This window comes from Bradyrhizobium sp. USDA 4449 (assembly GCF_054056275.1).
The window spans coordinates 4,878,902-4,905,857 of the sequence record NZ_JBSRYD010000001.1; the positions used below are offsets into that span (position 1 = coordinate 4,878,902).

The following is a 26,956-nucleotide window of genomic DNA, read 5'->3' on the forward strand; positions in this document are numbered from 1 at the left end:
AGCATGCTCCCTGAATGGATCACTCAAAACTGCCCTGAGCCATCAGCTGTTCATCGCGATGCGGCGATCGCGCGGCAGGCGCAACTGACAAAGCCGACGGGCGCGCTCGGCCGACTCGAGCAGCTCGCGATCGAGCTTGGCGGTCTGCAAGCGACCGAACGCCCCCGCGCGGCACGCGTGCCGATCATCATCTTCGCCGGCGATCACGGCATTGTCGCCCAGGGCGTGTCGGCCTATCCGCAGGCCGTCACCATTGCGATGATGGCGAATTTTGCCTCGGGCGGCGCTGCGATCTCCGTGCTGGCACGCGAGCTCGGCTCGACGCTTGAAGTTGTTGACGCGGGAACGCTGGCGCAAGAGCCGATGCCAGATATCGTCACGGACAAGCCGCGCCACGGCACGCGGGATTTCAGCATTGAGCCTGCGCTGACGCTCGCCGAGCTGGCATTCGCCTTCGAGGCCGGTCAGCGCGCAGTCACGCGAGCGAAGGCCAATCGACCCGATCTCCTGATCTTCGGCGAGATGGGTATCGGCAACACCACGACGTCTGCGGCGATCGCCGCAGGCCTGCTCGGCATCAGCGCCGAAGAGATCGCAGGCCACGGCACCGGCGTCGATGCGGCGGGGCGCGTGCACAAGGCGCGCGTGATCGATGCCGCGATCGCGCGTCATGGCGTGGCCGGCGCGGCGCCCGAAAAAATCCTGTGCGCCGTGGGCGGTCTCGAGATCGCGGCCATATCCGGGGCCATCATCGCGGCCGCGCAAGCGCGAATTCCCGTGCTGATCGACGGGTTCATCGTCTCGGTAGCGGCGCTCGCGGCGGTGCGGCTGAACCCGTCGTGCCAGCCGTTCCTGCTGCCGTCACACCAGTCGGCGGAACAGGGGCATCGGCTGGTGCTGCGGGCGCTGAACGTGCAGCCGCTGATCAGCCTCGATCTCCGGCTCGGCGAGGGGTCGGGCGCCGCGATCGCCCTGCCGCTGGTGCGTTCGGCCTGCGCGCTGCACAATGACATGGCGACGTTCGCGCAGGCCAATGTGCCGGACAGAGCTAGCTGACTTGCTGATTGACTGACACAACCCGCCATCCGGTCGCGAGCCGGTCGATCCGGGTCAGTGACAGCGGATCGATCACGAAGCGCAAGGCTGCTTGCGGCGAGAGATCGAGGGCGATGCAGAGGGCGGCGCGGATGGTGCCGGAATGCACGACGAGCGTTGCGGGGCCGGCACCTATCGGCGCAAGCCCGAGCCGGACGCGCGCGACCTGATCCTCAAAACTCTCTCCACCTGGTGGCCGTCGGCGTGCCGGATCACTCCAGAACTGCGCATAGGTTTCGCCCCCGCTGGCTGCGAGCTCGTCATGCCGGCGGCCGGTCCAGCCGCCAAAATCCTGCTCGCCGAATTCGGGCATCAGTTCAGGCTCAAGCCCCAGCGCCCGCGCCGTCTCGACCGTGCGGCGCGCCGGGCTGGCATAGCTCGCCGCCTTCGGCGGCAGAAGACGGCGCAGCGCCTCGAGCTGCGCGCGATCGTCGAGATCGGCCGGAGCGTCGGCCGCATGGATGGTCCCCGCGACACCGTCGACGCGGGCATGGCGTATCAGCCAAAGGAAGGTCTCGCCTTCCATGCAGATCTCCCAGGGAAGCTCGCCGCCGCGGCAATATCGCCGCATCCGGCACATTGACTCTGTCTTCGCCGTAATCCTAGATGGCGGTGACGGTTTCCCCGAAAGGGGATGAAAAGGGAATGCGGTGCGGGGACGTTGTCCCCAATGCCGCAGCTGCCCCCGCAACTGTAAGCGGTGAATCCTTCGTCGAAAAGCCACTGGGTCCTCGGTCCCGGGAAGGCGACGAAGCGGTCACGACCCGCGAGCCAGGAGACCTGCCGTCAGCCGTGGTCACACGCGAAGATGTCGGTCGGGGAGTACAGACATTCGGCTTCATCGGAAGGCTGACAGCCTGATGGTGGGACCTTGGTTCGCGGTGACGTGCCACTGACGTCACACCGAGGTCCAGGACCGTGTCTTCCATCCGTATTGTACGACCACGCCGCTTTCTGCTGGCGTCCGCCGCTCTCACATCTTTCGCTACCATCGACATGACGGCTGCCCTGGCGCAGCAGGCCCGCGAGCCCCTGCCGCCCGTGGAGGTGTCGCCGCCGCAATCGCGCAAGCAGGCCAAACCCAATGGCCAAAGTGCAGAGAGCGCGCGCCGTAGGGCCGTGCGGCGACCCTCGACCGCGTCGACCGCGTCCAAGCCGGTCGTGCCGAATTCCGCAGCGCCAACGCCACTCAACAGCAACGCGGTCGCGGAGAGCGCTTCGCGCCTCGGCCTGACGGTGCGCGAGACGCCGGCAACCGTCGAGGTCATCCGCGCCGAGACCATCCGCGAGCAGGGCTACCGCACCGTCTCCGACGTCGCGCAAGGCGCGGTCGGGGTCACTGCCGGAGACAATCCGGCCGAGCCGTCCGCGTTCTCGATGCGCGGCTTCACCAACAGCCAGATCAACACGCTCTACAACGGCATCAAGATCGGTCCGCAGAACATGACCTCGCGGATCATGGACACGGCCAATCTCGAAGCCGTGGAAATCCTCAAAGGTCCGGCCTCGCTGATGTCGGGCGAGGGCGCCGCAGGCGGCGCCATCAATTTCGTGAGCAAGCAGCCGCGCACGGGGCAGATCCAGAACGAAGCAGACTTTTCGTTCGATTCCTTGAATTCCTTCCGTACGCATTACGGTTCCGGGGGTAGCACCAACGTGCAGGGTCTGGACTACCGTTTCGACGTCAGCCGGTCCTCGCTCAACGGCTTTGCCGACGACACCAATACCAAGACACTCGACGTCTCCGGCCAGCTCAATGACCGCATCTCCGACACCCTCAAGGTCTGGGGGGCGATCGAGTATCGCGAGGACCGTTCCAAAGCCTATTGGGGCGCGCCGCTGGTGTCGGCGACCTTCAGCGGTTCGCACGCGACGAGCGGCATCGTCTCCGGCAGCTATTTCAACAGAACCGACCTTGGGGCCGTCACGATCGATGACCGTACCTTCAATACGAACTACAATGTCCTCGACGATAGAAACGTTGCGCAGGAAGTGTGGCTGCGCGGCGGTTTCGAGCTGAAGCTGGCGCCCGACCTGACGCTGAAGAGCCAAGCCTACGGCTATGACGCCGAGCGCAGCTGGTTCAACAACGAGATCGAGGCGTTCAATTCCACAAACAACCAGGTCTATCGCGAGCGCTTCTATGTCGCGCACAGCCAGCGCCTCGTCGGCAACATCACTGATCTGGTCTGGGACGCCAACATCGCGGGTTTCGACAACCGCATGGTCACGACGCTGTCGTCGAGCTACCTCGACTTCGTCCGGCCGGGCGCGGCAAACTTCCCGAACGATTTTGTCTCGCTGGTCGATCCCGACCGCGGCCTCTACGGCTTACTCACGACGCAGCAGCAGACAGCGCGGATCGACAACGAGGCGCTGTCGTTCGAGGACCGGCTGAAGCTGACGCGGACCTTCTCGCTCATCGGCGGCCTGCGCGTCGAGCATATCGGGCTCGATCGCAACTCGACCGACGTCAACGGCCTGGAGAAGGCGAGCTTCCCGTTCACAAAGGACTGGGCGCCCGTCACCGGTCGCATCGGCTACACCTGGGAAGCCGTTCCCGGCCTGACCTTTTTCAGCCAGTACGCCACCGGTGCCGACATCTCGGCCAACAACATCTTCTTGCTCACGCCGACCCAGAATCTGGATCTGACCACCGCGCGCACCTACGAGACCGGTGTCAAGCACGTGTTTTGGGACAACAGGGCGGAGTGGTCGTTCTCGGCCTACGACATCCTGCGCAAGAATGTCTATGCGGCGGCCGGCGGCATGACGCTCAACATCGCGGGGCGGCAGGAGTCCAAGGGCGTCGAGCTCGCCGGATCGATCCGCCCAATCGAGCCTTTGCATCTCTGGGGCAACGTCGCCTATGTCGATGCGCGCTATGCCGATTATGATTTTGCCGGCGGCTCGTTCTCCGGCAACACGCCGCCGAATGTGCCGCGCGTCGTCGCCAATGCGGGCGCATCCTGGCGCTTCGCGACGCCGTGGCCCGTGGAGCTCGGCATCGTCGGCCGCCATGTCGGCGACCGCTACAACAGCGATGCCAACGCCGTGACCATGAATGCCTACACGGTCGGCGATCTCTACGCCTTCGTCGACGTCCCCAAGACGGTCTTCTCTGCCGTCGACCAGGCTCGCCTGGCCTTCCGAATCCGCAACTTCACCGACAGGCGCTATGCGATCTGGGGTGACCCGTTCTATCCCGACCAGGTCCTGCTGGGCGCGCCGCGAACCTACGAAATCTCCGCGGCTTTCAAATGGTAGGGCGCTGACCGCATGATGGGCGCGATCGTGCTCTTGCACCGCTGGCTCGGGATCGCATTCTGCCTCCTGTTCGCGATGTGGTTCGCGAGCGGGATCGTGATGCACTTCGTTCCGTTTCCGTCGCTGACGGAAGCGGAGCGGTTTGCAGGCCTGGCGCCGGTCGAGCGCACAGGGCCGATCATGGCGGTTGCCGACGCGGTGGCCGCCAGCGGGATCGCCGAGGCCACGCGCGTTCGCCTGATCCAGCGCAGCGACGGGCCGGTCTATGTCGTATCAGGGCCGTCGCATCTGCGCGCAGTCCGCGCATCCGATGGGGCCGATGCATCGGTGGAATCTGCGGACCTCGCGCTCGCTATCGCCAGGGATCACGCCCGCAGCCGCGGCCTCGATGCTGTTCACGCCGTGGTTGTCGCACGCGCCGATTACGATCAATGGAGCGTGCCGAACGGCCTTGACCGGCACCGGCCTCTGTTCCGCATCACGCTCGGCGATGCTGCCGGAACCGAAGTGTATGTCTCCTCACGCGCGGGCGAGGTCGTGCTGGATACGACGCGCCGCGAGCGTGGCTGGAATCTTGTCGGCAGCGTGCTGCACTGGATCTATCCCACGGTGCTTCGCAGCAACTGGGCGCTGTGGGACCAGATGGTCTCGTCGATGTCGCTGATGGCCCTGATCGCGGCGATGTCCGGGGCGGTACTCGGAATTCTCAGGATCCGAATTCACAGGGACAGAACTCACGGGCGCCTGATCCCTTCGCCTTATCGCGGATGGCACGCCCTGCATCACGTCGTCGGTCTCCTATCGACCGTTTTCCTGTTGACCTGGATCTTCAGCGGCTGGCTCTCGATGGATCACGGCCGGCTGTTCTCGCGTGGGCACTTGACCGCAGCCGAAGTCGGCCTGGCGAACGCCGGGCCGGACTGGCGCGCGGCTCCAACGCTTGATCGGCAGCCGCTGTCGACTCCAGCCCGTGAAGTCGAATGGTTTGCTTTCAATGGCAGCGTCTATCGGCGCGACCGGATCGGACTTGGCAGGCAGAGCTTGATCAAACCGGGCGAGCCGGCCCGCTATCGGCAGACGGCGTTCCTGGATGGGCGGGACGTTCTCAACCTGACGGAGCGCCTGGCGGCAGGCTGCGGCGTGCCCTCCATTCTTGCCGACAACGACGACTATCCCGCTCGGTCCGCCGTCCCCGGAGCCCCGGTCTACCGTTCCCGCTGTGGCGGTCTCTGGTTCGACATTGACGGCGCCGACGGCAGTATCCTGCAACGGCTCGATGCCTCGCGACGGGCCTATCGCTGGGCCTACGGCGCGCTCCATACGTTCGACTTTCCCATTCTGATGGCGCATCCGCGCGTCCGCGATGTCCTGATCGTCGGGCTCTGCGCGCTCGGGCTGCTGTTCTCCGTCACTGGCATCGTGATCGGCTGGCGGCGCCTGCGCCTGTCGATCTGAGCCGCCCCTTGCGCATAGCTTCCGCGCTCGGCTGCGGAGTCATTGATCCCTTTCCGCCGGCCGCCTTTCAGTGTAGCTCTGCGCCCACCTAAGCGGCAGCCGTCAGTCGGGCCGCCGCAATCATGCAGGAGAGCCATGTACCCGAAAGTTCAGATGTTCATCGCCGGCGAGTGGACCGACGGCACTTCCGGCAAGTCGGAGGACGTCCTCAATCCCGCAACCGGACAGCCGATCGGCAAGACCCCGCACGCCTCGCGGGCGGACCTCGATCGCGCCCTGGAAGCCGCCAGGTCCGGCTTCGATATCTGGCGCAAGACCTCGCCTTTCGACCGCTACAAGCTGATGCGCAAGGCTGCGGACATCATCCGTTCGCGCGCCGCCGACATCGCGCCCGTCATGACCATGGAACAGGGCAAGCCGGTCGTGGAAGCGCAGGGCGAGACCATGCTGGCCGGCGACCTCATCGACTGGTTCTCCGAGGAAGCCCGCCGCGCCTATGGCCGCATCGTGCCGCCGCGGATGGGCAACGTCTCCCAGCTCGTGACCAAGGAGCCGGTCGGTCCGGTCGCCGCGTTCACGCCCTGGAATTTCCCGATCAACCAGGCGGTCCGCAAAATCTCGGCTGCTCTCGCCGCCGGCTGCTCGATCATCGTCAAGGGCCCGGAAGAAACGCCCGCCAGCTGCATGGAGCTGGTGCGCGCCTATGCCGATGCCGGCATTCCCCCCGGCGTCGTCCAGCTGGTGTTCGGCGTGCCCTCGGAAGTCTCGGAATATCTCATTCCGCATCCGATCATCCGCAAGATCAGCTTCACGGGCTCGACCGCGGTCGGCAAGCATCTGGCCGCGCTCGCGGGCCTGCACATGAAGCGTGTCACCATGGAACTCGGCGGCCATGCGCCGGCGATCGTGTTCGCGGACGCTGATCTCGACAACGCGGCGAAAATCCTGTCGACCAACAAGTTCCGCAACGCCGGCCAGGTCTGCGTTTCGCCGACGCGCTTCCTCGTGCACGAAAGCGTCTACCAACCCTTCGTCGACAAGTTCGTCGCCGCGGCCAGGGGCCTCAAGGTCGGCAACGGCCTCGACAAGGACACGCGAATGGGGCCGCTGGCCAATCCGCGCCGTGTCGATGCCATGGAAGGTCTGGTCTCCGACGCGGTTCAGCATGGTGCCAAGATCCAGGCCGGCGGCAAGCGTATCGGCAATGAAGGCTTCTTTTTCGAGCCGACCGTCATCACCGACGTGCCGCGCGAGGCCCGTATCATGAACGAGGAGCCCTTCGGACCTCTTGCCCCGATTACATCCTTCCGCAGCTATGACGAAGTCGTGGCCGAGGCGAACCGTCTGCCTTATGGCCTGGCGGCCTATGCCTACACCACCTCGACCAAGACGATGCAGGCGATCGGCGCCGACATCGAGAGCGGCATGGTCTCGATCAACCATCATGGCCTCGCGCTGCCCGAGGTGCCGTTCGGCGGCATCAAGGATTCCGGCTACGGATCGGAAGGCGGCCTCGAGGCGATCGAAGGTTATCTCAACACCAAGTTCGTGACCCAGGCGAGCGCGTAAAGCCCGCACCACGTTCATTGCAAGGCGCGTCACGGCATGCCGTGGCGCGCTTTGTTATGTCGCGGTCACGGCACGTGCGGACAGGGTGACGAGGCACATCATCGCGGCCAGCATCCAGAACGCCATTGGCAGGCCCACGGCGTGGGCGACAAAGCCGATGCCGGCAGGACCAACCAGAACACCAGCATAGCCGGCGGTCGTGATCGACGCCACCGCAAGCCCCGTAGGCATTGCGGTCTGCCTGGCGGCGCGCCGGAACAGCACCGGCACGAGATTCGAGGCGCCGAGACCGATGAGCAGAAAGCCGGCGATGGCGATCGCCGCGCCCGGTGCCAGCAGCAGCACCGCAAGGCCCGCGACCGCGAGCAGGCTTCCACCGACCAGCGTTGCACGGTCGCCGACACGCGCGACGACGACGTCGCCACCAAGCCGGCCTGATGTCATCGCGATCGAGAACACGATGTAGCCGATGCCGCCTTGCGCCGCGCTGACGAGGCCCTCGCCGATGACGAGCAGCGCGCCCCAGTCGAGCATCGCGCCTTCGATCAGGAAGGTGATGGCCGCCAGCAGCGCCAGCAGCAGCACGATGCCATGCGGCAGCACGAACAAAGGTCCGTCCGGCGCTTGTGACGAGCGTCGCAGCAGGCGCGGCCAGGCGAGCGCCATCGCGATCAGCATCAGGACGGAGCACATTAAAGTGCATGCGAGCGGGCCAAAATGGAACGACAGCAGCGCCGTCATCACCGCCGAGCCGGCAAACCCGCCGATGCTGAAGAGGGCGTGAAAGCCCGACATCAACGGTACCCCTGCCGCACGCTCGACCTCGACGGCATGGATGTTCATGGCGACATCGATGGAGCCGAGCGCCGCTCCGAATGCGAGCAGGGCAAGCGCCAATGTCACGGGCGTGCCGGCGACGACCAGAAGGGGCAAGACCAAAGCGAGGCCGATCCCGCCCGCGATGACGATCGGCTTGGTGCCGTGACGGGCGCTCAAGAGGCCGGTGGCGAGCATCGCGACGACCGAGCCGATGCCGAGGCTGAGCAGCAGCAGCCCGAGGAGGGCGTCACCGACGGCGAGCCGCTCCTTCGCGAACGGCACCAGCGGCGCCCAGCATGCGAGGCCGAAGCCGGCGACCAGGAACGAGAGGCGCGTTGCGAGCCGCGTCGCCGGCCGGTCGGCTGATGTCATCAACGAAACTCCGGGAGGGAAACGCGCGCGATTGCGGCGCAAGCGGGTGCTTAGATCATCAACCAAGAACGAACGCCAGAGTTCCGCCCGTGGCACGCGTTGACGAATTGTATCGTTGCATGTCAGCCATAATCCCTTCCGGTCCCGTCCGGGTGGCGGGCGTGCGGGGCGGGCAGCTTGGCGCGTTAGGAGTTGTGAGGAGTTGCAAGCATCCTCTAAAAAGGAGCACAACTTGTGACTTGCTCTGGGCCGCGACGCCGGCGCTATCTTCCAGGGCGCGGACGCCATCGGGCGACCGAACAAGCAAGGAGAACGACATGATCCGCAAGGCAAAAGCAGTTTGGCAGGGCACTGGCCGCGATGGCACCGGCCATCTGTCGAGTGAATCCGGCGTGCTCGCCGAGACGCCATATTCGTTCAAGACGCGCTTTGAGAACGAGAAGGGCACCAATCCCGAGGAATTGATCGCAGCAGCGCATGCCGGCTGCTTTACGATGGCGCTGGCCTTCGGTCTTCAACTCGCGGGCTTCACGCCGACCGAGCTATCCACCGAGGCCGCGGTCACTCTCGATCCCGAAGGAAAGGGATTCAAGATCAGCAAGTCGGCGCTGACCTTGCGCGCCAAGGTGCCGAACCTCGACGACGCCGGTTTCGCTCGCATTGCCGGCGAAGCCGAGAAGAACTGTCCGGTGTCGAAAGTGCTGAACGCCACAATCACGCTCGATGCCAAGCTGATCTGAGCGAACCCTGCGAACCGTTACCAGGACTTATTGCTCAGGACTTGCCAGCGTCGACCCGATGAAGGCAAAGTCCTGGGCGATACGCGGAGCAAAAGGAACCCATCACATGACGACAGAACGCGCAGTTTTGGCCGGAGGCTGCTTCTGGGGCATGCAGGATCTCATCCGCAAACAGACCGGCGTTGTCTCGACGCGCGTCGGCTATACCGGCGGCCGGGTGAAGAACGCCACCTATCGCAATCATGAAGGTCATGCCGAAGCGATCGAGATCATGTTCGATCCGGCGAAGACCAGCTTCCGGACCATGCTGGAATTCTTCTTCCAGATCCACGATCCCACCACGATCAACCGTCAGGGCAATGATCTCGGGACGAGCTACCGCTCCGCGATCTTCTACACGTCGGACGAGCAGAAGCGCACCGCCGAAGATACCATTGCCGATGTCGACGCGTCGGGTCTATGGCCCGGCAAGGTGGTGACGGAAGTCGCGCCAGCCGGCGAGTTCTGGGAGGCCGAACCCGAGCATCAGGATTATCTCGAGCGCTATCCCGACGGATACACCTGTCATTTCATCCGGCCCGACTGGAAGCTGCCGCGACGCGCGACCGTTGCGGGAGGCTAGGGACCAGCCGGACGTCGGAGTTCGACGATTCTGAAGACGAGGGAGGGACGCAATATGCTCAAAGGCATCAATCCGCTGCTCAATGCCGACGTGCTCTACGCCTTGCGCGCGATGGGGCATGGCGATCGCCTGGTGGTATGCGATACCAATTTTCCCGCTGACTCGATCGCGCGCCAGACCGTGTTCGGCGAATTGCTTCGTATCGACAATGTCAGCACTGCGAAGGCCATCGAGGCCATTCTTTCGGTGATGCCGCTCGATACGTTCGTCGAGGATGCCGCGATTCGAATGGAAATCGTCGGCCAGCCTCAGGAGGTGCCGCCGGTGCAACGCGAGGTGCAGTCCGCGATCGACCGCGCCGAGGGACGCTCCTGGCCGCTGGTCGGGGTCGAGCGCCATGCCTTCTATGAGAAGGCCAAAGCGGCGTATTGCGTGATCGCCACCGGTGAGCGCCGCTTCTACGGCTGCTTCCTGTTCTCCAAGGGTGTCATCGCGCCGGACGCAGAGTGACCTTCATCTCGCGGATCGGCGAACTTAAACCAGGGCCGCAGCGCCGGGTGTTCGCTCGGTCGTTTCCGCGTAGTTGCGATCGACGACCCGCAGCGTCTGCAGCACCATGCCGTCGACGATCGCCGCCGACTTGCTTGGACGGACATATATCGCGGTGGATTTGAGCAGCCACGGCAACACCGCCTCCTTGAGCCGCTCTTCGTAGGCGCTGCGCATCATGTCGAAGGCCTGCAAGCCGGGACCGGCCAGGACGACGTGATGCGGTCGCAGCACCGATATCGTTGCGGCGACGGCCTCGGCGAGCGCGTTGCCGGCCTGCCGGAATAACTGCTCGAGGTGGGGATCGCCGTTCCGTGCCCTGTCTCGCAGCAGGGCCATCTGTGCCTCCGATGGCTGTTGCGAGATCGCGGGGGGCAGGTCGATAAAGGTACGAGCGTCACGGTAGAGCGCGTAGTCGGCGAGATGAGCCTCGATGCAGCCCCGCTGACCGCACCGGCATTGCGGCCCGTTCGGCGCCAATTTGACATGGCCGATCTCGCTGCTGGCGCCGACGCCCCAACGTGCTTCACCGTCGACGACCACGCCCATCCCGACGCCGTGGCCGACCATGATCGTTGCCGCCACGCCCTCCGCCAGTATCGGTTCGACCGCCGCGAGAGCCAGCGCAACCGGGACGGCGTCGTTTGCCGTCACGACATCGGCCCTGAACAGCTTGCGGATCGGCGTCGCCAGATCGACGTCGGTGACCGACAGCGCGGGACTCCATAGCTGGCGGCCCGTGTCGGCATTGACGATGCCCTGCAGCGCAATTCCGATTCCCAGCAATCTATTCCGCGGGGTGTCCGTCGCGCCCAGCATGGCATCGATCTGCGCGATCACGATCTCGCAGAGAGCATCTGCGCCGAGTGCGCGGGTCTCGAGTGCGAGCCGCGATTGTGCCAGGCCAGAGCCACTGAAATCCGCCATCAGGGTCTCAATCAAGTTCATGCGCAGCGAGACCGCGATGATACGGCCGAACTCCGGATTCAGCGTCAGCTGTATTGCCGGTCGGCCGCGACGACGACCATTCAGGCCGTCCGGGTCGTCCTCGTTGGCATCATCCGGCCCGGACATCGCCGCATCCGTTTCGGACAGCAGATCCTCCGCCAACATTCGCGATGTCATGGCTGAAATGGCCGGGAAGCTCAGCCCCGTATTTCGTGCAAGCTCCACGCGCGGCATCGGCCCCTGACGCCGCAAGGCTTCGATGAGGCGGCCGCGATTCGATACGCGGGAAAGACTCGAGGCCCGCGCCGGCTTTGGCTCATCGTCCATTTGTCATCCTTTAATTCATCTATTGAAATTATCTCGCGTATTCGACTTTCGGTGCACGCAGTGCGATGCCGTCGTCGCACGGAAGGCAGGCCTCATTTTACCGCGATGACCCTTGCTGCGGGAAGCTGTCATGAAAATCACGCTTGACGAGCCGATTTCTGCTTCTTAATTTATTCACGCTAAAAATAAAATAAAGGCGCAACAAGCGCCGGACGTCAACCCCGGATATCGGCATGACGAAAGGGAGGTGCATATGAACAGTTCACTGAAGAAATGGATTCTGCCGTTCTGCGCGAGCGCAGCTGTGCTCGCGATGACCGCCAGCGTGACCCAGGCCCAGCAGAAAAAAACCATCGCGCTGGTGACCAATGCCGCGGCCGATTTCTGGACGATCGCCGGCCGGGGGCTCGAGAAGGCTCAGAAGGAGCATCCGGAATACGATATCCAGTTGATCGTCACCAACGATGCGACCGCGGCGGGCCAGCGGCGCGAACTGGACGACCTGCTGGTGCGCGGCGTCGCCGGCATCTCCATCTCGGTCGACGATGCACCGCACGCAACCGAAGAACTCAACAAGGTCGCGTCTCAGACCATATTGATCACCACGGACAGCGACGCGCCGCAAAGCAAGCGTCTCGCCTATATCGGCACCGACAACGTTGCGGCCGGGCGCCAGGCAGGCGAGGAGATCAAAAAGGCGCTCCCGAACGGCGGCAAGATCGCGTTGTTCGTCGGAACCATGGACGCCGACAACGCCCGCGAGCGGGTGCAGGGCATCAAGGATGCGATCGCCGGCACGAAGGTCGAATTGGTCGACGTGTTTACCGACCAGGTGGACTCCGCCAAGGCCAAGGCGAACATGGAGAACGTGCTGGTCAAATATCCCGATATTGCGCTGCTGTCCGGGCTGTGGAGTTACGAAACGCCGCTGATCTACGACGCGGTCAAGGCGGCCGGGAAAGCCGGGAAGGTCAAGATCGTTGGCTTCGACGAGGACCAGCGCACGCTGCGGGGAATCTCCGACGGCACCATCGAATCGACGGTCGTGCAGCAGCCGTACGAATTCGGGTATCTCTCCGCCACCAACATCATCAAGACGTTGAACGGCGACAAGTCCTGGATTCCGGCGGATAGCAAGCTGATCGTCCCGACCAAGGTGATCAACAAGTCCAACGTCGCGGAGTTCTCCGCACAGATGAAGGAATTGCTCAAGAAGTGAGTGCTTCGACATCCGGCGGTCAATGGCCGCCGGATGTCGTGCCGGAGGAAACGCCGGATGGCGGAGATGCTGCTGGAGCTTGCTGGGATCGGCAAAACCTATCCCGGCGTCAGGGCCCTCGACGATGTCAGCCTCTCGGTGCGCCGTGGCGAGGTGTTGGGCCTGATCGGCGAGAATGGCGCCGGCAAGTCCACGCTGATGCGCGTGTTGGGTGGTGTGATCGCTCCGACCCAGGGCGTGATCCGCGTCGGCGGCGTCGAGTACGGTCAAATGACCGTGCGCGAGGCGACGCGGGCCGGCATCGCTTTCGTGCATCAGGAACTCAATCTGTTCGAGAATCTCGATGTCGCAGCCAATGTGTTCATAGGCCGCGAGAAGCTCATGGGCGGCCGGCTGAAGCTGGTGAACAACGCACAGATGCGGGCCAGCGTTGCCCCGCTGCTGGCGCGACTCGGCGCCGATTTCGCGCCCGATACGCTGGTCGACAATCTGTCGATCGCGCAGCGGCAGATGGTAGAGATCGCGAAGGCGCTCTCGATCGACGCGCGCGTGATCATCATGGACGAGCCGACCTCCAGCCTGACGATTTCGGAGACCGAGCGGCTGCTGGAGGTGATTGCCGATCTGAAGGCGCACGGCATCTCGGTCATCTACATCTCTCACCGGCTGGGTGAGATCATGACCTGCGCCGACCGCGTCGTGGTGCTGCGCGACGGACGCACCGTGGGAGAGTTGGCGCGAAACGAACTCAGCCATGCCGCGATGATCCGGCTGATGATCGGCCGTGATCTGAAGTCGCTGTACACGCCGCCGAAGCGGGCGCCGGAAGCGGGCGGCTGTGATATCGCCAATCTTGTGACCGCCGCTTTTCCCGACAGGCAGATCAGCTTGTCCGTGCGTCGGGGCGAGATCCTCGGTCTCGCCGGGCTTGTGGGTGCCGGCCGCACCTCGCTTGCTCGCGCCGCTTTCGGCATCGACGCGATATTGGGCGGCGAGATCAGGATCGACAATGCGCGGGTCACTGTGGCCTCCCCGCGAGATGCGATCAGGCACGGGATCTATCTGGTGCCGGAGGACCGCAAGAAGTGCGGGCTCGTGCTGGAGCTGCCGATTCGCGAAAACATGACGTTGGCGAACTTGTCGAATTACGCGCGCATGTGGCTGATCGATGGAGCTGCCGAACGCAAGGTCGCGAAAGAACAGGCCAAAAGCCTGTCCATCAAGGCGCCGAGCGTCGACATCGAGGCGGTAACGCTCTCCGGCGGCAATCAGCAAAAGGTCGTGCTGGGCAAGTGGCTCTCGATGAAGCCGCGCGTGATGTTCTTCGACGAGCCGACCCGTGGCATCGACGTTGGTGCCAAGAGCGAGATTTACGCCTTGATGCGCGACCTTGCCGATCGAGGCGTCGCGATTGTGATGATTTCGTCCGACATGGAAGAGGTCATCGGCGTTTCCGATCGGGTGGCGGTGATGCACGAAGGGGGTATCAGCGGCGTGCTGGAGCGAGATCAGTTTAGCGAATACAACGTGTTGCGGCTAGCGATAGGGCAGACGCTGGAAATCACGGAAGGTGCCGCGACATGAAGAAGGAACTCTGGCTCTTCCTGCTGCTGGCGGTGATCTCCGTGATCACGGGCATGATCAATCCGGCCTTCCTGTCGCTTGTGAACCTGTTGAATTTGGCCAATCTGATCGGCCTGTTTGGCGTGTTTGCGCTCGGCGAGGGGCTTGTCATCATCACCGGTGGCATTGACCTTTCACTCGGCTCGATGTTCGCGCTCCTCGGCGTCGTTTTCGTCGATCTTCTGACGACGTACCAGGTTCCCTGGCCCTTGGCGTTGCTGGCCGTATTGCTGGGCGGACTGGTGCTGGGGGCTATCCAGGGGGTCCTGATCACACGGTTGAAAATGCAGCCCTTCATCGTGACCTTGTGCGGGTTGCTGATCTACCGCGGGGCCGCGCGCTACTACACGACCGACTCCACGCGAGGCTTCGGCTACGGTGACGAAGCCGCGACCCTGAGCAACATTGCTTCCGGCAATCTTGGGGGCATCCCGAATACCTTCATCCTCCTGATCATCCTTGCGCTGGTCCTTGGGGTGCTGCTGCACCGCTCGGTATACGGACGCTGGCTCTACGCCGTCGGCAAGAATGAGGAGGCGGCGCGCTTCTCGGGCATCAACACGGATTTCGTGATTGCGACCGCCTACATCATCAGCGGTGGTCTGGCCGGTATCTCGACCGTGATGTTCGTGTTCTACACCAACTCGGTCTCGCCGAGTTCCTTCGGCAATTTCTACGAACTCTATGCGATCGCCGCTGCCGTCCTGGGTGGGTGCAGCCTGCGCGGCGGCGAGGGCTCCATTCTCGGAATCGTGCTGGGGACGGCGTTGCTGCAGGTTCTGCAGAATCTCGTCAATATCCTCGGCATTCCCAACTCGCTGAACTTCGCGGTCATGGGGTCGGTCATTCTGGTCGGTGTGCTGGCAGATCGGCAATTGCAGAATCGGCGACAGCGCAAAATGGCGCTCGCCAGCCTGGCGCGGACGCCACCGAAAACGACGGTTTTGCAGGGAGAACCGAGCGCGCCACGCGGGTAGCTTGATCGCACTCGGGCTACTTGGGCTATTAGCGCTCGCCGATCTCACCGGCTTGGCGCGGCGATCCCCTCAGACCCAGCCGCCATCGACGACATAGTGCTGGGCTGTGCAAGCGGAGGCCTCATCGGACGCGAGGAAGACGGTGAATCTCGCGACCTCGTCCGGCACCAGCCGGCGCTTCAGACACTGTCGCTGCTGCAGCTCGATCTCGCCTGCCGGCGTCATCCATTTCTCGAGCTGGCGCTCGGTCATGATCCAGCCCGGCGCGATCGCGTTGACGCGGATATTGTAGGGGCCGTAATCGCGCGCCAGCGAGCGCGTCAAGCCGATCACCCCTGATTTGCTGGCGGTATAGGCGGCCATGCCGCCTTGTCCGGCCATCCACGACACCGATCCGAAATTGATGATGGCGCCGGCGTTCGCGGCTTTCATGTCCGGCAGCACGGCTTGCGATGCAAAGAACTGGTGCTTCAGATTGACTGCGACCCGGTCGTCCCAATATTCCGGCGTCATCTCCTCGGTGTTGTGCCGTTCGTCATGCGCCGCGTTGTTGATGAGGATGTTGATCGCGCCGTGCGCCTCCCGGGCTTTCACCACGCCGGCGCGCAATGCGGGGATGTCGGTCAGGTCGACCTGCTGGAAATGCGCAGCCAGTCCCCGGTCTGACAGTTCCCGCGACAGGCGGTGGCCCTCGTTGGTGTTGATGTCGAAGAACACGACCTTGGATTTCTGCTCGGCGAAGCGTCGAACGATTGCAGCACCAATTCCCGCGGCGCCCCCGGTGACGAGCACGACCTTGTCGACGAGGTCGGAATAGATCGCAGCCATGGGCACCTCTTCGTTTGTCAAGGGCGGCGCGATAGCTGCCCGATTCTTTTCGGGACCTTAGTCGTTCCTTCCGCGAGGTGCTAGGTCCTGCAGCGGCCTGGCTCATGCCGCAAATCGACGCGCGGCACGCGCCGAAGTCAAACTTCAATCGAAGGAACGAGAACACGGCTCAGAACCGCTTCGCCATCTCGGCGAGGCGGCGGTGGGCGGAATCGCGGGCCGCGCGGATCGCTTCGGCCGGACCCGCGGTCGGTCCGATCGGCACGAAGCGCACGTCACTGACGCCGATGAAGCGGAGCGCTTCGCGCAAATAGGGCGTTGCCATGTCGATGCGGCCGCGGTTCATGCCGGTGGCGAAGTCACTGCCGGAGGCGAGAATGACGATCGTCGGCCGGTCCTTCAGCAGCGGAAGATAGCCTTGCGCCGGGTCGAAACGAAACGTCAGGCCGGGCTGGATGACGACGTCAAACCATTGCTTCAGCTTGTAGGGGATGCCGAAATTCCACATCGGCGTCGAGATCAGCACGCGCTCTGCCAGCGCAAAGCGCAGTGCCATCCGCTCGGCCTCGGCAAAACCATCCCGCTGCGCGTCATTGAAGGCTTCGCCCTTCATGCGCGCGTATTTGGCCTGAACGATGGGACCGACAAATTCCGGCATGCGCTCGCGCCAGAGATCGACGACGTCGATGTCCCAATCGGGCCGGGCTTGGCAGAAGCCGTCGAGGAATATCCGCGCGCCCGCGCTCGACTCGGAATCGGCACGTGGCGAGCAGGAGAGGTGCAACAGCTTCGCCACCGCTCATCCCAGCGCTCTGATGACGGCATCCGCGCGGGTCACCACGGCCACGTTTTGCATGGCAAAGTTGATCGAGGCGGAGTGCCAGTCGGCATTCATGGTCGAGCAGCAGTCCTCCGGCACGATCATGAAATAACCCTTGTCGGCGCCGGTGCGCGCCGTGTGCTCCACCGACATGTTGGTCCAGGCGCCGGTATTGATGATCATGTCGCGGCCGGTGGCTTTCAGGATGGTCTCCAGCCGCGTGCCTTCCCAGGCGCTCATCCGCATCTTCTCGACCACGAAATCGCCGGGACGCGGCTCGAGGCCAGAAACCGGCGCCGCGCCCCAGCTTCCGCGCACCATGGCCTTGCTGTCGACGAGCCCTTCGAACAACGGCGCGTTCAGCGTCACGCCGGGCGCGCCGGGCTCGACCACGAACCAGACGTGGATGATGGTCACGCCGCGGGCTCGCGCAGTTTCCGCAAGGCGGCGGACGTTTTCGATCACGTGCTGCTGCTTGGCATGGCCCGGCGCGCCCGAGTCGGCGAACGCGCCGCCATCCATGATGACGTCGTTCTGCAAATCCTGGATGATCATGGCGCAGCGTTGCGGATCGAGCCGCAGCTCGCCGTCGGCAAGGAGGGGAACCGCAGCCGCCGGGCCTGCGCTCGTGGTTCCTCCGTGACTGCGCCTGCCGCTCATATAGGGCTCATGGCGTGGGCCGGTTTTTGTCGGGATGGCATAGACCGAATGCGTCGAGGTCAGATAGAGCGTGCGGAAATCCGGGCCGCCCCAGGCGAGGTTGGCAACGAGTTCGGGGACGCGGACTTTTCCGAGCAGCTCGCCGTGCGGCGAGTAGACCCAGACGCCACCGGGGGCGGTGACCCAGACATTGCCGTGCTGGTCGCATTTCATTCCGTCGGGCAGGCCGGGCTCCAGCTCCGACCGGATGCCGCTCGCGAACACCCGCGGATTCGACAGCGTGCCATCGGTGTTGACGTCGAACACGCGGACCAGCGCCTGAACGGTGTCGTTGACATAAAGCAGGCGTTCGTCGGGTGAGAAGCACAGCCCGTTGGGCTGGTCGAACAGGTTGCGCTCGACCACGAGCCTCGGTTCGCTGCCGGGTACCACGCGATAGACGCCCTGGAAGCCGAGCTGGCGCGGCCGCTCGACGCCATAGACCGGCATGCGCCCGTACCAGGGATCGGAGAAATAGATTGCGCCGGAGGAGTGCACGCAGACGTCGTTGGGGCTGTTGAGCTCCTGTCCGCCAAAGTGCGAGGCCAGCACCTCCCGGCGTCCGTCCGGCCGCTCGCGGATCAGCGACGAGGTCGCGTGCTCGCAGACGATCAGGTTGAGTTCGGCATCGTAGGTCATGCCGTTGCACTTGTTGGAGGGGCGCTTGACCTCGGCGACGCCCCGCCGCGCATCCCAGCGCCGACGCACGTCGCCGGGCATATCCGAGAACAGCAGATAGTGATCGACCGGATGCCAGATCGGGCCTTCCGTGAAATCAAAGCCCGTTCCGACCTGCGCGACCGGCGCGTAGGGGTCGATCAGCGTTTCGAATTCGGAGCGCAAGGTGACATGGGTCATCGGTCGGCCCTCACATCGTTTTCAGGCAGGAAACCAGTTGCGGGCGGGCAGGGACTGCACGACCGGGCCCGGGACCTGGTCGTGAAGCCGGCCTACGACGTTGCCGCCTTCGATCTTGGCAGGGCGATCGTGTACCGGCAGCAGATACCGCGAATTGCTGAGCAGCTTCTTGATCGAGGCCTTCTCGGCGCGCTTGCTGGTGCCGTGATTGCCGGTGGTGCGCGGCTCCGCGTCGTGGATCTCGTTGAAGGGCGTGACGATCTGGTCGTTGAAGTCGTAGATGACATCGCCGCAGATGGTGGCGATGCCGTCGGCGGTCTCGACGATGATGTTCATCGAGCCCTCGGTGTGGGCGTTGGCCGCGTCGCAGTAAACACCGGGCATCAGCTCGACGGGCCCGGTGATTTCGAGGTCGAGGAAGCGTAGCGCACTCTTGGTGTGCAGGCGGTCGATCAGGTGCTTGATGTCTGGCGCCGGGTATTGCGGATGCATCAGCCCGGAGACGGAGTATTCGAGTTCCTTGCGGTTGAGCACGACGGTCGTATTCATCGGGAACAGATCGTCCTTGCCGGCGTGATCGATGTGCAGATGCGTGTGACAGACGAAACGGACGTCGCCCATGCGCACGCCGTGGCGGGCGAGCTGGTTCTCGATCATGTTCTCGTGGTACTGCAAGCCGCGCATGCCGAGCGTCTCCATGATCTGGTTGGAGCGGTAGCCGGTGTCGACCACGACAGGATATTTGCCGCCGAGGATCAAAAAGCCCAGCGTGAGGACGCGGCGGGTGCGGCCGCAATCGCGGCCGAGCACGAGGAAGCTCGATTCCAGCTCGATATCGCCATAGTCCAGGATCTTGATCTCCAGCGCCATTCGTTTCGCTCCCTGTGCTGTCTTTATCTGCTAAAGCCCATAGACGCGCGTTGCGGTGCCTCGGAAGATCGCGGCCTGCTGCTCGGTGGTGAGTGGTGCGACGGCCGCGCGAAACGCGTCGACGAGTTCGCGATAGCTGGTCCATAATTTCTCGATCGGGAAATTGGAGCCGAACAGGCAGCGCTCGGCGCCGAAGATCGCGACGGTATCCATGACCACCATAGCGATATGCGCGGGGTCGTTGCGGTGAATGAAAGTGCCGAGTCCGGACAGTTTTGACACGACGTTCGGGCAGATTGCGAGCCGGGCCATCCCGGCGCGCCACGCGGCGCGACCCGCCGGCGACAGGTCTTCGAGCATGCCGGCATGCTGAAGGATGAAAGTCACCTTGGGGCAAGCCTCCGCAAGCCGGGCTGCGTCAGGCATCTGCGGCGTGAACACCTGGAGATCAAAGCTCCAGCCGTAGTCGGCGAGGTGCGCAACGTTGCGGCGGACCATGGGATCGACACAGAGGTCGGGCTTGGCCGCGAAGCGATAGAGCGGGTTCTCGTGCCAGTGCAGCTGCATGCGCACGCCACGCAGCAGCGGATAGCGCTTCAGCCGGTCGAGCTGCGGGCGCACGTCATCGACAGCGAAATTGGCATAGGCGACGATGCCGTGCGGCCAGCCATGCTCGTCGGCGGTCTGCTGCACCCAAGCCGCCTCGTCCTCGAAACGGTCGTTGGCCCAGTTGGTCTGGACGTAGACCGAGCGGGTGACGCCGCTGCCTGTGAGGTCATCGAGATATTCCTGAATCGGATAATCGCGCCTGATGGCCTCGTAGGGTCCGAAGATGCGCGGCTGCATCGGGCCGGCCAGCCAGGGCAGGTCGGCCTGCCGCCAGATGTGATGATGGCCGTCGACAATCCCGGTCACGCAACTCTCCTTCGTCCCAGTGCCAGTACATGCGCGACGATGGACGCGGTGGATCCACCATCGACGAGATCGTCGACGAAGCGCTCGACGGCAACGAGTGCTTCTGTCTGCGGACGGAACCCCGGTCCTGTCGCGAGCGGGGTCAGCCAGCTCACGCGCCAGGCCCGCCGCGACAGTTTTGCCACGGCATCGCGCAATGCATCTGGCTCGCCGCGCTCGAGCCCATCCGAGACGACAACGACCGCGGCCCCGCGTGCGTAGCCGCCGAAGCGGGGCACGGCGAGGAAGGCCTGCAACGCGTCGCCAATGCGGGTGCCGCCGTCCCAGTCGCTGACGAGATGGGCGGCCGCATTCAGGGCCTGCTCTCGGCGCTTCAGCCGCAGCGCGCGGGTGACGCGGGTCAGCCGCGTGCCGAACGTGAACACCTCGACATTGGGGGCCGCCTGCATCAGCGCATGCGCCAGCTTCATGTTCTCCTCGGTGCGGCTCTTCATCGAGCCGGAGACGTCGATCAGCAGCAGGAATTTTCGAGCCCGCCGGCGCCGCTTCATGTGGCCGAGCCGAAGGATCTCGCCGTCGCTGCGGACGGAGTCGCGCAAGGTGCGGCGGAGATCGGCGAAAGCCCCGCGGCGTGCGCGCATGCGGCGGTGGCCGCGTCGCCGCGGCAAACGGCGGGGAGCCTCGCGCGAGAGGCGGCGGAGCGCACCGTTGGTGGAGAGCTGTGCGAAGCGGCGCTCGACCAGCGCTTCGGTGCGCGTCGCGGTCAGGCCGGATTCGTTGGCGTCGTCGGAGAGGAGTGGCTCCTGCTCGCCGCGGCCTTCCTCCTGCAGCCGGACGGTCTCGTCGTCCTCGCCATCGTCGGCGTGCTCGATGGCCTCATGACCGCGAAAGTGCAGATCGAACAGGCGGTCAAAGGTCACGCGCCGCTCGGGCGGCGGGGCGAGGGTGGCCAATGCGGCTTGCCTGATATCCCCGAGGTCGCGGGGCCCGAGTAGCTCGATCGCGGTCAGGAACGCGGTGGTCTGCTCCGGCGCGACGGCAAAGCCATTGGCGCGCATCAGAGCGACAAAGGAGACGAACGCGCGCGCGGCCTGCGGCAGTTGAAGCTCGGTGCTCATGCAGTCACCTCCGCGAGCATGGCGTCGAGCCGCGGCGAGATGAAGTGCAGATCCTCCTCGTCCTTCAGGGCTACGCCGATCGACCGCCTGAACGCATCCGGCCAGCGCGCGCCGCCCTTGTGAAGGAGCGTCGCGGCTTCGGCCCAGTCGACGGCTTCGGCGATTCCGGGCGCCTTGCTCAACGGCTCGCGCCGAAGCCTGCCGACAGCGGCGACGACGGCGCGGGCGGTGGCTTCGGCAACACTGGAGGCCCGCAGCATGACGATCCGGGCCTCGCGCTCTTCGCTGGGATAGTCGATCCAGTGATAGACGCAGCGGCGACGCAAGGCCTCGTGCAAATCGCGCGTCCGGTTCGACGTCAGAACCACCACAGGGCGCTCGGCGGCGCGCACCGTGCCGCGCTCGGGGATGGAGATCTGGAAGTCGGAGAGGAATTCGAGCAGGAACGCCTCGAACTCCTGGTCGGCGCGGTCGATTTCGTCGATCAGGAGCACGGTGGAATCTGGCGCACGCAGCGCCGCCAGCATGGGACGCTCGATCAGGAACGTCTCGCCGTAGATGTCGATGGTCTCGTCGCCGGCCTGGCGGATCGCGAGCATCTGTCGCGGATAGTTCCACTCGTAGAGCGCGGCGGAAGCATCGATCCCCTCGTAGCATTGCAGGCGGATCAGGCGGCGGCCGAGCACGGCGGCGATGGCCTTTGCGGCTTCGGTCTTGCCAACCCCCGGCGCACCTTCGAGCAGCAGTGGCTTGCCGAGCGCAAGGCCAAGATAGGATGCGGTCGCAAGGCCGTCGTCGGCAAGGTAATAGGCCGCGCGCAGCGCCTTCTCCAGCGCCTCCGGGCTGTCGATGCCGACGATGTTGCTGCGGACCGCCATCAACGAGACCTCTAGCGCCGCGCTTGCGGCCGCGCGCCGCCTTGCGCCTTGATCGCACGCAGCACTTTTTCAGGCGTAATCGGAAGATCGTCGATGCGGACGCCGACGGCGTTGAAGATCGCATTGGCGACGGCCGGCAGCACGGGATTCGCGCACATCTCGCCGGGACCCTTGGCGCCGAACGGCCCGTCGGGGGCAGGACGCTCCAGCACGGCGATGTCGTGCGGGCAGATGTCTCCGGGACCGGGCATCAGATATTCGACGAAGTCCCGCGGACCATGCACCGGCTCGGGATAAGCAGGCTCCGTCGTCTCGTAGAGCGCGTGGCTGATGCCCATCCAGGCGCCGCCGACGAGCTGCTGTTCCACGAGGCGCGGATTGAGTGCGCGGCCGAGCTCATAGGCTGAATCCATCCTGATCATCGCGACTTCGCCGGTCTCGTCGTCGACATCGACCTCGGCGACGAGGCAGGCGTGGGCGTAGCAGGTCGCGGGCGACATCTCGCCCGTCTCCGGATTCACTTCGGAGAGCGGCACCAGGAAGATGCCGCGGCCCGAGATGGTCTTGCCCTGCTTGAATTGCGCGGCGATGGCGACGTCCTTGGTCGAGATCGAGCGATGCGGCGCGCCCTTGACGTGAATGTTGCCGCGGCCGTCGGTCTCGAGATCGGCGGCGTTGACCTCCAGCTCTTCGGCCGCGGCCTCCATCATCACGCCGCGCGCTTCCCGCGCCGCCGCCATCACGGCGTTGCCGACGCGGTGGGTGCCGCGCGAGGCGAACGAACCCATGCAGTGCGGGCCGGTGTCGGAGTCGGCTGTATCGACATAGACGTCCTCGACCGGCACGCCCAGCGTCTCCGCGCAGATCTGCCGCGTCACCGATTTCATGCCTTGTCCGAGATCGATCGACGACAGCGCCACCGTGAATTTGCCGCTCGGGTTTGAATGCACCAGCGCTTGGCTGGGGTCGCCGCCGAGATTCATGCCGATGGGGTAGTTGATCGAGGCCATGCCGCGTCCGCGATGCCGGGTCATCTAGCGCCTCCTGGTGCCGAAGACGGAGGAGAAACGGGTGGCGCCGTGTGAAGGCGCAGCCGGCCGCGGCGAGGGCGGCGGAGCAGGAGGTGGCGGTTCGCGCGGAGGTTCGCGGGTCACGGTCGGCGGGAGCCGATCGTAGCTGGTGCGCTGCTGCGCCGGCGCCATTGGTCGTGCGCGGGAAGAGTCCGTCGGGGTCGGCGGAATCACGGCGCGGCTTCCGCCGCCGTCCTTGCGTGACGACGCTCGCCTGAATTCGTCACGAAGCGGCCACTTGGCCTTTTCGGCCGCGACCTGGACGCATTCGATCAGCGCCGTGTTCTTGGCCTCGCGCCGGTGCGCCTTCATGTCACCGTCACGATAGGCGTTGAGGATGCGGAATTCCATCGGATCCATGCCAACGAGATTTGCCAGCTTGTCCATTTGGCACTCGATGGCAAAGTCCATCGCGGTGACGCCAAAGCCGCGCATGGCGGTCGCCGGCGTGCGGTTGGTGAAGACGCAATAGACGTCGCCATAGACGTTCGGGATGGTGTAGGGCCCCGGCAGATGCGCGGCGCATTTCACCGCGGCGTAGCTCGACAGCCGCGTATAGGCGCCGCTGTCGAAAAGCGCGCGGATCTTGCGCGCGACGATGCGGCCGTCGCGCATCACGCCGTCCTTGATGTAGATGCGCTCGGCGCCGCGCGGGGGGCCGTACTGCATCTCCTCCTCGCGCCCGAACACGTAACGCACCGGCTTTCCGGTCAGCATCGCGCCCAGAATGGCGAGCGGCTCGGTCAGCGTGTCGACCTTGCCGCCGAAGCCCCCGCCGACGGTGCCGCCGATGAAGTGGAAAGTGTTGGAGGGCACGTCCAGAATTTTTGCGCAGGTGTCGACGGAGAAGAACAGCGCCTGGGTTGAGGTGTAGACGACATAGCGGCCATTGGTATCCGGCGCGGCGATCGCCCCGTTGGTCTCGGTCGGCGCGTGCTCGATCGGCGACATCTGGTAGCGCTGTTCCAGCACGTGATCGGCGGTCGCCAGCGCCGCATCGGCGTCGCCGAAACGCAGCCGCTGGTGATCATAGGTCTCGTGATAGGTGAAGGTGTTCTTCGGGTAGGTCTCATTGACGACGGGCGCGCCGGGCTTAAGTGCGTCCTCGACGTCGAACACCGCCGGCAGCGGCTCGTAGTCGATCTTGACCTTGGCGACCGCCTCGAAGGCGTCTCGCTCACTGTCGGCAACGATGGCAACAACAGGTTCGCCCTTGTAGCGGACCTTGTCGACGGCCAGCGATGGCTCGTCGTCCTTGCCGAAATTGATCAGGCTGAGCAGCGTGTTGAGATTCACCGGCACGTCGGTGCCACGGATGATCCGGCGCACGCCGGCGGAGCGCTCGGCTTCTGACGTGTCGATGCGGCGAATTCGTGCATGCGCCTGCGTCGATCGCACGACCTTCAAATGCAGCATGCCTTGCAATTTGTGGTCGTTGAAGTAGCTTGACGTGCCCGTGACATGCCCGAGCATATCCTGGCGTTGCGTGCCCCTGCCGATTTCCTTCAAGTTATCGTCGCGCTCGTCGGCGAAGATGTCCTTGCGCAGTTCCAGCATGGTCGCGTTCCCTTACGCGCTGACTCGGCCGCCGGCGGCGGCGAGGATGGCATTGATGATCGGCTCGTAGCCGGTGCAGCGGCAGATGTTGCCGGAGATGGCCTCGATGACCTCGTCGCGGCTCGGCTGTGGATTGCGGTCGAGCAGGGCCTTTGCGGCCATCAGCATGCCCGGCGTGCAATAGCCGCACTGCGCGGCGAAATTGTCGGCGAAGGCGCGCTGGAGCGGGTGCAGATTCGGGCCCTGCTTCATACCGTCGAGCGTTTCGACCGAGCGTCCAGCCACGGTCTCCGCCAGCGTCAGGCAGGACAGGTGGAGCTCGCCGTCGACAAGCACGCTGCATGTGCCGCAACCGCCCTGGCCGCAGCCGAATTTCGGAGTCATGTCGCCGATCAGCTCGCGCAGTGCGACCAGCAGGTTGGTACCGCCATCGACGAAAATCGCTACGTCCTGGCCGTTGTGACGAAATTGCAGGGGGATTTTCGACATAGGCTCTATTCCTGTCCCGACAGCAGACGGCGCAGATGTACGCCGACGATCTCGCGGCGATACCAGGCGCTGCCGAGCGCGTTGTCGGAGGGCGTTGTTCCCTCGGTGGCAGCGGATGCCGCGGCGGCGATGGTCGCGGCATCCAGCGAGCGTCCCTCCAGCGCACGCTCGGCCGCGCGGGCGCGAATTTGGGTGGGGGCCATCGAGCCCAGCGCGATCCGCGCGCCTGCGATGCGTCCGCCTGAGATCGGCAGGTATGCGGCCAGCGTGATGACCGAGCCGCCCTTCGGCTTGATCCGGGCGATCTTGCGATAGCGGAAGGCCTCGGTGCCGGCAGGCCGGGTGCAGGAGACGGAAAGCACGAGTGTGCCGGCCTGCCGGTCGCGCGCCTGCAAGAATGCCTCGATGGGGATGTCGCGCGCGCCGAACCCGCCTGCGACGGCCACGGTGGCATCGAGCGCCAGCAGCGCGACGGTGAAATCGCCATAGGGATTGGGCGCGAACAGATTGCCGCCCACCGTCCCCATGTTGCGCACGGCGGGGCCGCCGATCGAACGGGCGGGGGCATGCAGGAAGCCGAGGTCGCGTTCGGCGAGGACGCGCGCGAAGGTGACGCCGGCGCCCAGCGTGATGCGAGGGCCGGAGGCATCGATCCTGGTCAGCGCCTGGTCCTGGGCGCGGACCACGGTTGAGATCGACACATCGCCCTCATTCAGCGCCCGCATCACCAGCGTGCCGCCGCCGAGATATCGCGCGGTGCGGTCCGAGGACAGCGCCCCGGCCGCCTCGCTGGCGCTCGCAAACGTCTTCACTGTCACGGCCATCTAGGCGGCCTCCTCGAGATGCCGGCGGATCGCTTCGAACCCGGCCTGATAAATGTCCTCCGCAACCATGTGGGTGATGCGGTCTCTGTCTTCCGGCCTGGTGGTGAAACGCGACTCCCAGTGCCAGAAGGTGCGGTCGCCGTCGGTGACCGGCAACAAGCGAACATGGGCGACGTAGTTGAACATCGGGATCGGGGTGTCGAGCAGACAGTAGCTGAAGCTCTGCTCGAGATCCGACAGCGCCAGCAATTGCTCGCGTAGCTCGGCGCCGTCCTTGAGCCTGAAGCGCCTGACGCAGCCGATCTTGTCGGAGGAATGCGCGCGCTCGATCGAGGAGGTCGCAACCGCCGGGTGCCAGCGATCATGCCCGTTGAAATCGCGCAGCACCGACCACGCCGCATCGGTCGGCGCGTTGAGAACGGTGCTTTTGACGATATGCGGCACCAGA

General features: G+C 64.7%; 25 protein-coding genes and 1 riboswitch. Of the genes, 10 read left to right on the forward strand and 15 right to left on the reverse strand.

The window, feature by feature from the left end; translation table 11 throughout:
- Nucleotides 1-3 precede the first annotated feature (3 nt).
- Nucleotides 4-1,056: a nicotinate-nucleotide--dimethylbenzimidazole phosphoribosyltransferase gene (gene cobT, locus ACVIIW_RS22680; RefSeq protein ID WP_456702756.1), complete on the forward strand. Its 1,053-nt coding sequence runs from the start codon at nucleotides 4-6 to the stop codon at nucleotides 1,054-1,056.
- Here the strand turns inward: cobT and ACVIIW_RS22685 are convergent.
- Nucleotides 1,049-1,621, reverse strand: coding sequence for a histidine phosphatase family protein (locus ACVIIW_RS22685; protein ID WP_456702757.1), 573 nt, complete (start codon nucleotides 1,619-1,621; stop codon nucleotides 1,049-1,051). The genes cobT and ACVIIW_RS22685 overlap by 8 nt on opposite strands.
- A gap of 73 nt (nucleotides 1,622-1,694) precedes the next feature.
- A riboswitch (cobalamin riboswitch) is annotated at nucleotides 1,695-1,897 on the forward strand.
- 116 nt (nucleotides 1,898-2,013) lie between these two features.
- Here ACVIIW_RS22685 and ACVIIW_RS22690 point away from each other — a divergent pair.
- The 3 genes from ACVIIW_RS22690 (at nucleotide 2,014) to ACVIIW_RS22700 (ending at nucleotide 7,386) form a co-directional block, all read left to right on the forward strand.
- Nucleotides 2,014-4,362 (forward strand): TonB-dependent receptor domain-containing protein, encoded by a 2,349-nt coding sequence (locus tag ACVIIW_RS22690; protein ID WP_456702758.1) that lies wholly within the window; start codon nucleotides 2,014-2,016, stop codon nucleotides 4,360-4,362.
- 12 nt (nucleotides 4,363-4,374) lie between these two features.
- Nucleotides 4,375-5,817, forward strand: a complete 1,443-nt coding sequence (locus tag ACVIIW_RS22695) for a PepSY domain-containing protein (RefSeq protein ID WP_456702759.1) — start codon at nucleotides 4,375-4,377, stop codon at nucleotides 5,815-5,817.
- Between the two features lie 135 nt (nucleotides 5,818-5,952).
- The gene (locus ACVIIW_RS22700) at nucleotides 5,953-7,386 is read left to right on the forward strand and encodes an NAD-dependent succinate-semialdehyde dehydrogenase (protein ID WP_456702760.1); all 1,434 of its coding nucleotides are present in this window, start codon (nucleotides 5,953-5,955) and stop codon (nucleotides 7,384-7,386) included.
- A 54-nt stretch (nucleotides 7,387-7,440) separates the two neighbouring features.
- Here ACVIIW_RS22700 and ACVIIW_RS22705 read toward each other — a convergent pair whose 3' ends face one another.
- Nucleotides 7,441-8,577 carry an MFS transporter gene (locus ACVIIW_RS22705; RefSeq protein ID WP_456702761.1) on the reverse strand — a complete coding sequence of 379 codons (1,137 nt, stop codon included), beginning with the start codon at nucleotides 8,575-8,577 and terminating at the stop codon, nucleotides 7,441-7,443.
- A 317-nt stretch (nucleotides 8,578-8,894) separates the two neighbouring features.
- Here ACVIIW_RS22705 and ACVIIW_RS22710 point away from each other — a divergent pair, with 317 nt between their 5' ends.
- The 3 genes from ACVIIW_RS22710 (at nucleotide 8,895) to ACVIIW_RS22720 (ending at nucleotide 10,449) form a co-directional block, all read left to right on the forward strand.
- A complete protein-coding gene (locus tag ACVIIW_RS22710) occupies nucleotides 8,895-9,317 on the forward strand; it encodes an OsmC family protein (RefSeq protein WP_092226615.1) in 423 nt (140 codons plus the stop codon).
- A 106-nt stretch (nucleotides 9,318-9,423) separates the two neighbouring features.
- Nucleotides 9,424-9,939 carry a peptide-methionine (S)-S-oxide reductase MsrA gene (gene msrA, locus ACVIIW_RS22715; protein WP_456702762.1) on the forward strand — a complete coding sequence of 172 codons (516 nt, stop codon included), beginning with the start codon at nucleotides 9,424-9,426 and terminating at the stop codon, nucleotides 9,937-9,939.
- A 54-nt stretch (nucleotides 9,940-9,993) separates the two neighbouring features.
- The gene (locus tag ACVIIW_RS22720; RefSeq protein WP_456702763.1) at nucleotides 9,994-10,449 is read left to right on the forward strand and encodes an RbsD/FucU family protein; all 456 of its coding nucleotides are present in this window, start codon (nucleotides 9,994-9,996) and stop codon (nucleotides 10,447-10,449) included.
- A 24-nt stretch (nucleotides 10,450-10,473) separates the two neighbouring features.
- Here ACVIIW_RS22720 and ACVIIW_RS22725 read toward each other — a convergent pair whose 3' ends face one another.
- Nucleotides 10,474-11,763, reverse strand: coding sequence for an ROK family protein (locus ACVIIW_RS22725; protein ID WP_456702764.1), 1,290 nt, complete (start codon nucleotides 11,761-11,763; stop codon nucleotides 10,474-10,476).
- Between the two features lie 253 nt (nucleotides 11,764-12,016).
- On the opposite strand from ACVIIW_RS22725, the gene ACVIIW_RS22730 reads away from it, so the two are divergent.
- From ACVIIW_RS22730 to ACVIIW_RS22740, 3 genes are read left to right on the forward strand one after another with little or no spacing between them, the layout of a single operon-like run.
- On the forward strand, nucleotides 12,017-12,982 hold the full coding sequence (locus ACVIIW_RS22730; protein WP_456702765.1) for a sugar-binding protein: 966 nt from the start codon (nucleotides 12,017-12,019) through the stop codon (nucleotides 12,980-12,982).
- A 57-nt stretch (nucleotides 12,983-13,039) separates the two neighbouring features.
- The gene (locus ACVIIW_RS22735) at nucleotides 13,040-14,566 is read left to right on the forward strand and encodes a sugar ABC transporter ATP-binding protein (protein WP_456702766.1); all 1,527 of its coding nucleotides are present in this window, start codon (nucleotides 13,040-13,042) and stop codon (nucleotides 14,564-14,566) included.
- Nucleotides 14,563-15,582 carry an ABC transporter permease gene (locus ACVIIW_RS22740; protein WP_456702767.1) on the forward strand — a complete coding sequence of 340 codons (1,020 nt, stop codon included), beginning with the start codon at nucleotides 14,563-14,565 and terminating at the stop codon, nucleotides 15,580-15,582. The genes ACVIIW_RS22735 and ACVIIW_RS22740 overlap by 4 nt, the downstream gene beginning before the upstream one ends.
- Nucleotides 15,583-15,651: 69 nt before the next feature.
- On the opposite strand, the gene ACVIIW_RS22745 is transcribed toward ACVIIW_RS22740, so the two are convergent.
- The 12 genes from ACVIIW_RS22745 to ACVIIW_RS22800 all read right to left on the reverse strand — a co-directional run bounded on the left by ACVIIW_RS22745 (nucleotide 15,652) and on the right by ACVIIW_RS22800 (nucleotide 26,952).
- A complete protein-coding gene (locus ACVIIW_RS22745; protein ID WP_456702768.1) occupies nucleotides 15,652-16,410 on the reverse strand; it encodes an SDR family NAD(P)-dependent oxidoreductase in 759 nt (252 codons plus the stop codon).
- Between the two features lie 169 nt (nucleotides 16,411-16,579).
- Nucleotides 16,580-17,206, reverse strand: a complete 627-nt coding sequence (locus ACVIIW_RS22750; RefSeq protein WP_456702769.1) for an FMN-dependent NADH-azoreductase — start codon at nucleotides 17,204-17,206, stop codon at nucleotides 16,580-16,582.
- Nucleotides 17,207-17,209: 3 nt separating this feature from the next.
- Nucleotides 17,210-18,787 carry an isochorismatase family protein gene (locus tag ACVIIW_RS22755; protein WP_456702770.1) on the reverse strand — a complete coding sequence of 526 codons (1,578 nt, stop codon included), beginning with the start codon at nucleotides 18,785-18,787 and terminating at the stop codon, nucleotides 17,210-17,212.
- Nucleotides 18,788-18,808: 21 nt separating this feature from the next.
- Complete coding sequence (locus ACVIIW_RS22760) at nucleotides 18,809-19,657, reverse strand: N-acyl homoserine lactonase family protein (protein ID WP_456702771.1); 849 nt, start codon at nucleotides 19,655-19,657, stop codon at nucleotides 18,809-18,811.
- Between the two features lie 30 nt (nucleotides 19,658-19,687).
- Entirely contained in the window at nucleotides 19,688-20,572 is an 885-nt protein-coding gene (locus ACVIIW_RS22765) for an amidohydrolase family protein (RefSeq protein WP_456702772.1), read from the reverse strand.
- Nucleotides 20,569-21,690, reverse strand: coding sequence for a vWA domain-containing protein (locus ACVIIW_RS22770; protein WP_456702773.1), 1,122 nt, complete (start codon nucleotides 21,688-21,690; stop codon nucleotides 20,569-20,571). Before ACVIIW_RS22770 ends, ACVIIW_RS22765 begins: the two co-directional genes overlap by 4 nt.
- Nucleotides 21,687-22,568 (reverse strand): AAA family ATPase, encoded by an 882-nt coding sequence (locus tag ACVIIW_RS22775; protein WP_456702774.1) that lies wholly within the window; start codon nucleotides 22,566-22,568, stop codon nucleotides 21,687-21,689. The genes ACVIIW_RS22770 and ACVIIW_RS22775 overlap by 4 nt, the downstream gene beginning before the upstream one ends.
- Nucleotides 22,569-22,579: 11 nt before the next feature.
- A complete protein-coding gene (locus tag ACVIIW_RS22780) occupies nucleotides 22,580-23,602 on the reverse strand; it encodes a xanthine dehydrogenase family protein molybdopterin-binding subunit (RefSeq protein WP_456702775.1) in 1,023 nt (340 codons plus the stop codon).
- The gene (locus tag ACVIIW_RS22785; protein ID WP_456702776.1) at nucleotides 23,603-25,195 is read right to left on the reverse strand and encodes a xanthine dehydrogenase family protein molybdopterin-binding subunit; all 1,593 of its coding nucleotides are present in this window, start codon (nucleotides 25,193-25,195) and stop codon (nucleotides 23,603-23,605) included. It abuts the gene before it with no gap.
- Between the two features lie 12 nt (nucleotides 25,196-25,207).
- Nucleotides 25,208-25,684, reverse strand: coding sequence for a (2Fe-2S)-binding protein (locus ACVIIW_RS22790; RefSeq protein WP_456702777.1), 477 nt, complete (start codon nucleotides 25,682-25,684; stop codon nucleotides 25,208-25,210).
- A gap of 5 nt (nucleotides 25,685-25,689) precedes the next feature.
- The gene (locus ACVIIW_RS22795; protein ID WP_456702778.1) at nucleotides 25,690-26,508 is read right to left on the reverse strand and encodes an FAD binding domain-containing protein; all 819 of its coding nucleotides are present in this window, start codon (nucleotides 26,506-26,508) and stop codon (nucleotides 25,690-25,692) included.
- Nucleotides 26,509-26,952 carry an SRPBCC family protein gene (locus tag ACVIIW_RS22800; protein ID WP_456702779.1) on the reverse strand — a complete coding sequence of 148 codons (444 nt, stop codon included), beginning with the start codon at nucleotides 26,950-26,952 and terminating at the stop codon, nucleotides 26,509-26,511.
- Nucleotides 26,953-26,956 lie beyond the last annotated feature (4 nt).

Excerpts from the sequence above, each read along its gene's own strand:
- ACVIIW_RS22725 (WP_456702764.1), bottom strand. The coding sequence starts at position 11,763 with ATGGACGATGAGCCAAAGCCGGCGCGGGCCTCGAGTCTTTCCCGCGTA.
- ACVIIW_RS22720 (WP_456702763.1), top strand. The coding sequence starts at position 9,994 with ATGCTCAAAGGCATCAATCCGCTGCTCAATGCCGACGTGCTCTACGCC.
- ACVIIW_RS22730 (WP_456702765.1), top strand. The coding sequence starts at position 12,017 with ATGAACAGTTCACTGAAGAAATGGATTCTGCCGTTCTGCGCGAGCGCA.
- ACVIIW_RS22755 (WP_456702770.1), bottom strand. The coding sequence starts at position 18,787 with ATGACCCATGTCACCTTGCGCTCCGAATTCGAAACGCTGATCGACCCC.
- ACVIIW_RS22735 (WP_456702766.1), top strand. The coding sequence starts at position 13,040 with ATGGCGGAGATGCTGCTGGAGCTTGCTGGGATCGGCAAAACCTATCCC.
- ACVIIW_RS22785 (WP_456702776.1), bottom strand. The coding sequence starts at position 25,195 with ATGCTGGAACTGCGCAAGGACATCTTCGCCGACGAGCGCGACGATAAC.
- ACVIIW_RS22685 (WP_456702757.1), bottom strand. The coding sequence starts at position 1,621 with ATGGAAGGCGAGACCTTCCTTTGGCTGATACGCCATGCCCGCGTCGAC.
- ACVIIW_RS22775 (WP_456702774.1), bottom strand. The coding sequence starts at position 22,568 with ATGGCGGTCCGCAGCAACATCGTCGGCATCGACAGCCCGGAGGCGCTG.
- msrA (WP_456702762.1), top strand. The coding sequence starts at position 9,424 with ATGACGACAGAACGCGCAGTTTTGGCCGGAGGCTGCTTCTGGGGCATG.
- ACVIIW_RS22790 (WP_456702777.1), bottom strand. The coding sequence starts at position 25,684 with ATGTCGAAAATCCCCCTGCAATTTCGTCACAACGGCCAGGACGTAGCG.
- ACVIIW_RS22695 (WP_456702759.1), top strand. The coding sequence starts at position 4,375 with ATGATGGGCGCGATCGTGCTCTTGCACCGCTGGCTCGGGATCGCATTC.
- cobT (WP_456702756.1), top strand. The coding sequence starts at position 4 with ATGCTCCCTGAATGGATCACTCAAAACTGCCCTGAGCCATCAGCTGTT.
- ACVIIW_RS22780 (WP_456702775.1), bottom strand. The coding sequence starts at position 23,602 with ATGACCCGGCATCGCGGACGCGGCATGGCCTCGATCAACTACCCCATC.
- ACVIIW_RS22705 (WP_456702761.1), bottom strand. The coding sequence starts at position 8,577 with ATGACATCAGCCGACCGGCCGGCGACGCGGCTCGCAACGCGCCTCTCG.
- ACVIIW_RS22700 (WP_456702760.1), top strand. The coding sequence starts at position 5,953 with ATGTACCCGAAAGTTCAGATGTTCATCGCCGGCGAGTGGACCGACGGC.
- ACVIIW_RS22795 (WP_456702778.1), bottom strand. The coding sequence starts at position 26,508 with ATGGCCGTGACAGTGAAGACGTTTGCGAGCGCCAGCGAGGCGGCCGGG.
- ACVIIW_RS22740 (WP_456702767.1), top strand. The coding sequence starts at position 14,563 with ATGAAGAAGGAACTCTGGCTCTTCCTGCTGCTGGCGGTGATCTCCGTG.
- ACVIIW_RS22710 (WP_092226615.1), top strand. The coding sequence starts at position 8,895 with ATGATCCGCAAGGCAAAAGCAGTTTGGCAGGGCACTGGCCGCGATGGC.
- ACVIIW_RS22760 (WP_456702771.1), bottom strand. The coding sequence starts at position 19,657 with ATGGCGCTGGAGATCAAGATCCTGGACTATGGCGATATCGAGCTGGAA.
- ACVIIW_RS22745 (WP_456702768.1), bottom strand. The coding sequence starts at position 16,410 with ATGGCTGCGATCTATTCCGACCTCGTCGACAAGGTCGTGCTCGTCACC.
- ACVIIW_RS22770 (WP_456702773.1), bottom strand. The coding sequence starts at position 21,690 with ATGAGCACCGAGCTTCAACTGCCGCAGGCCGCGCGCGCGTTCGTCTCC.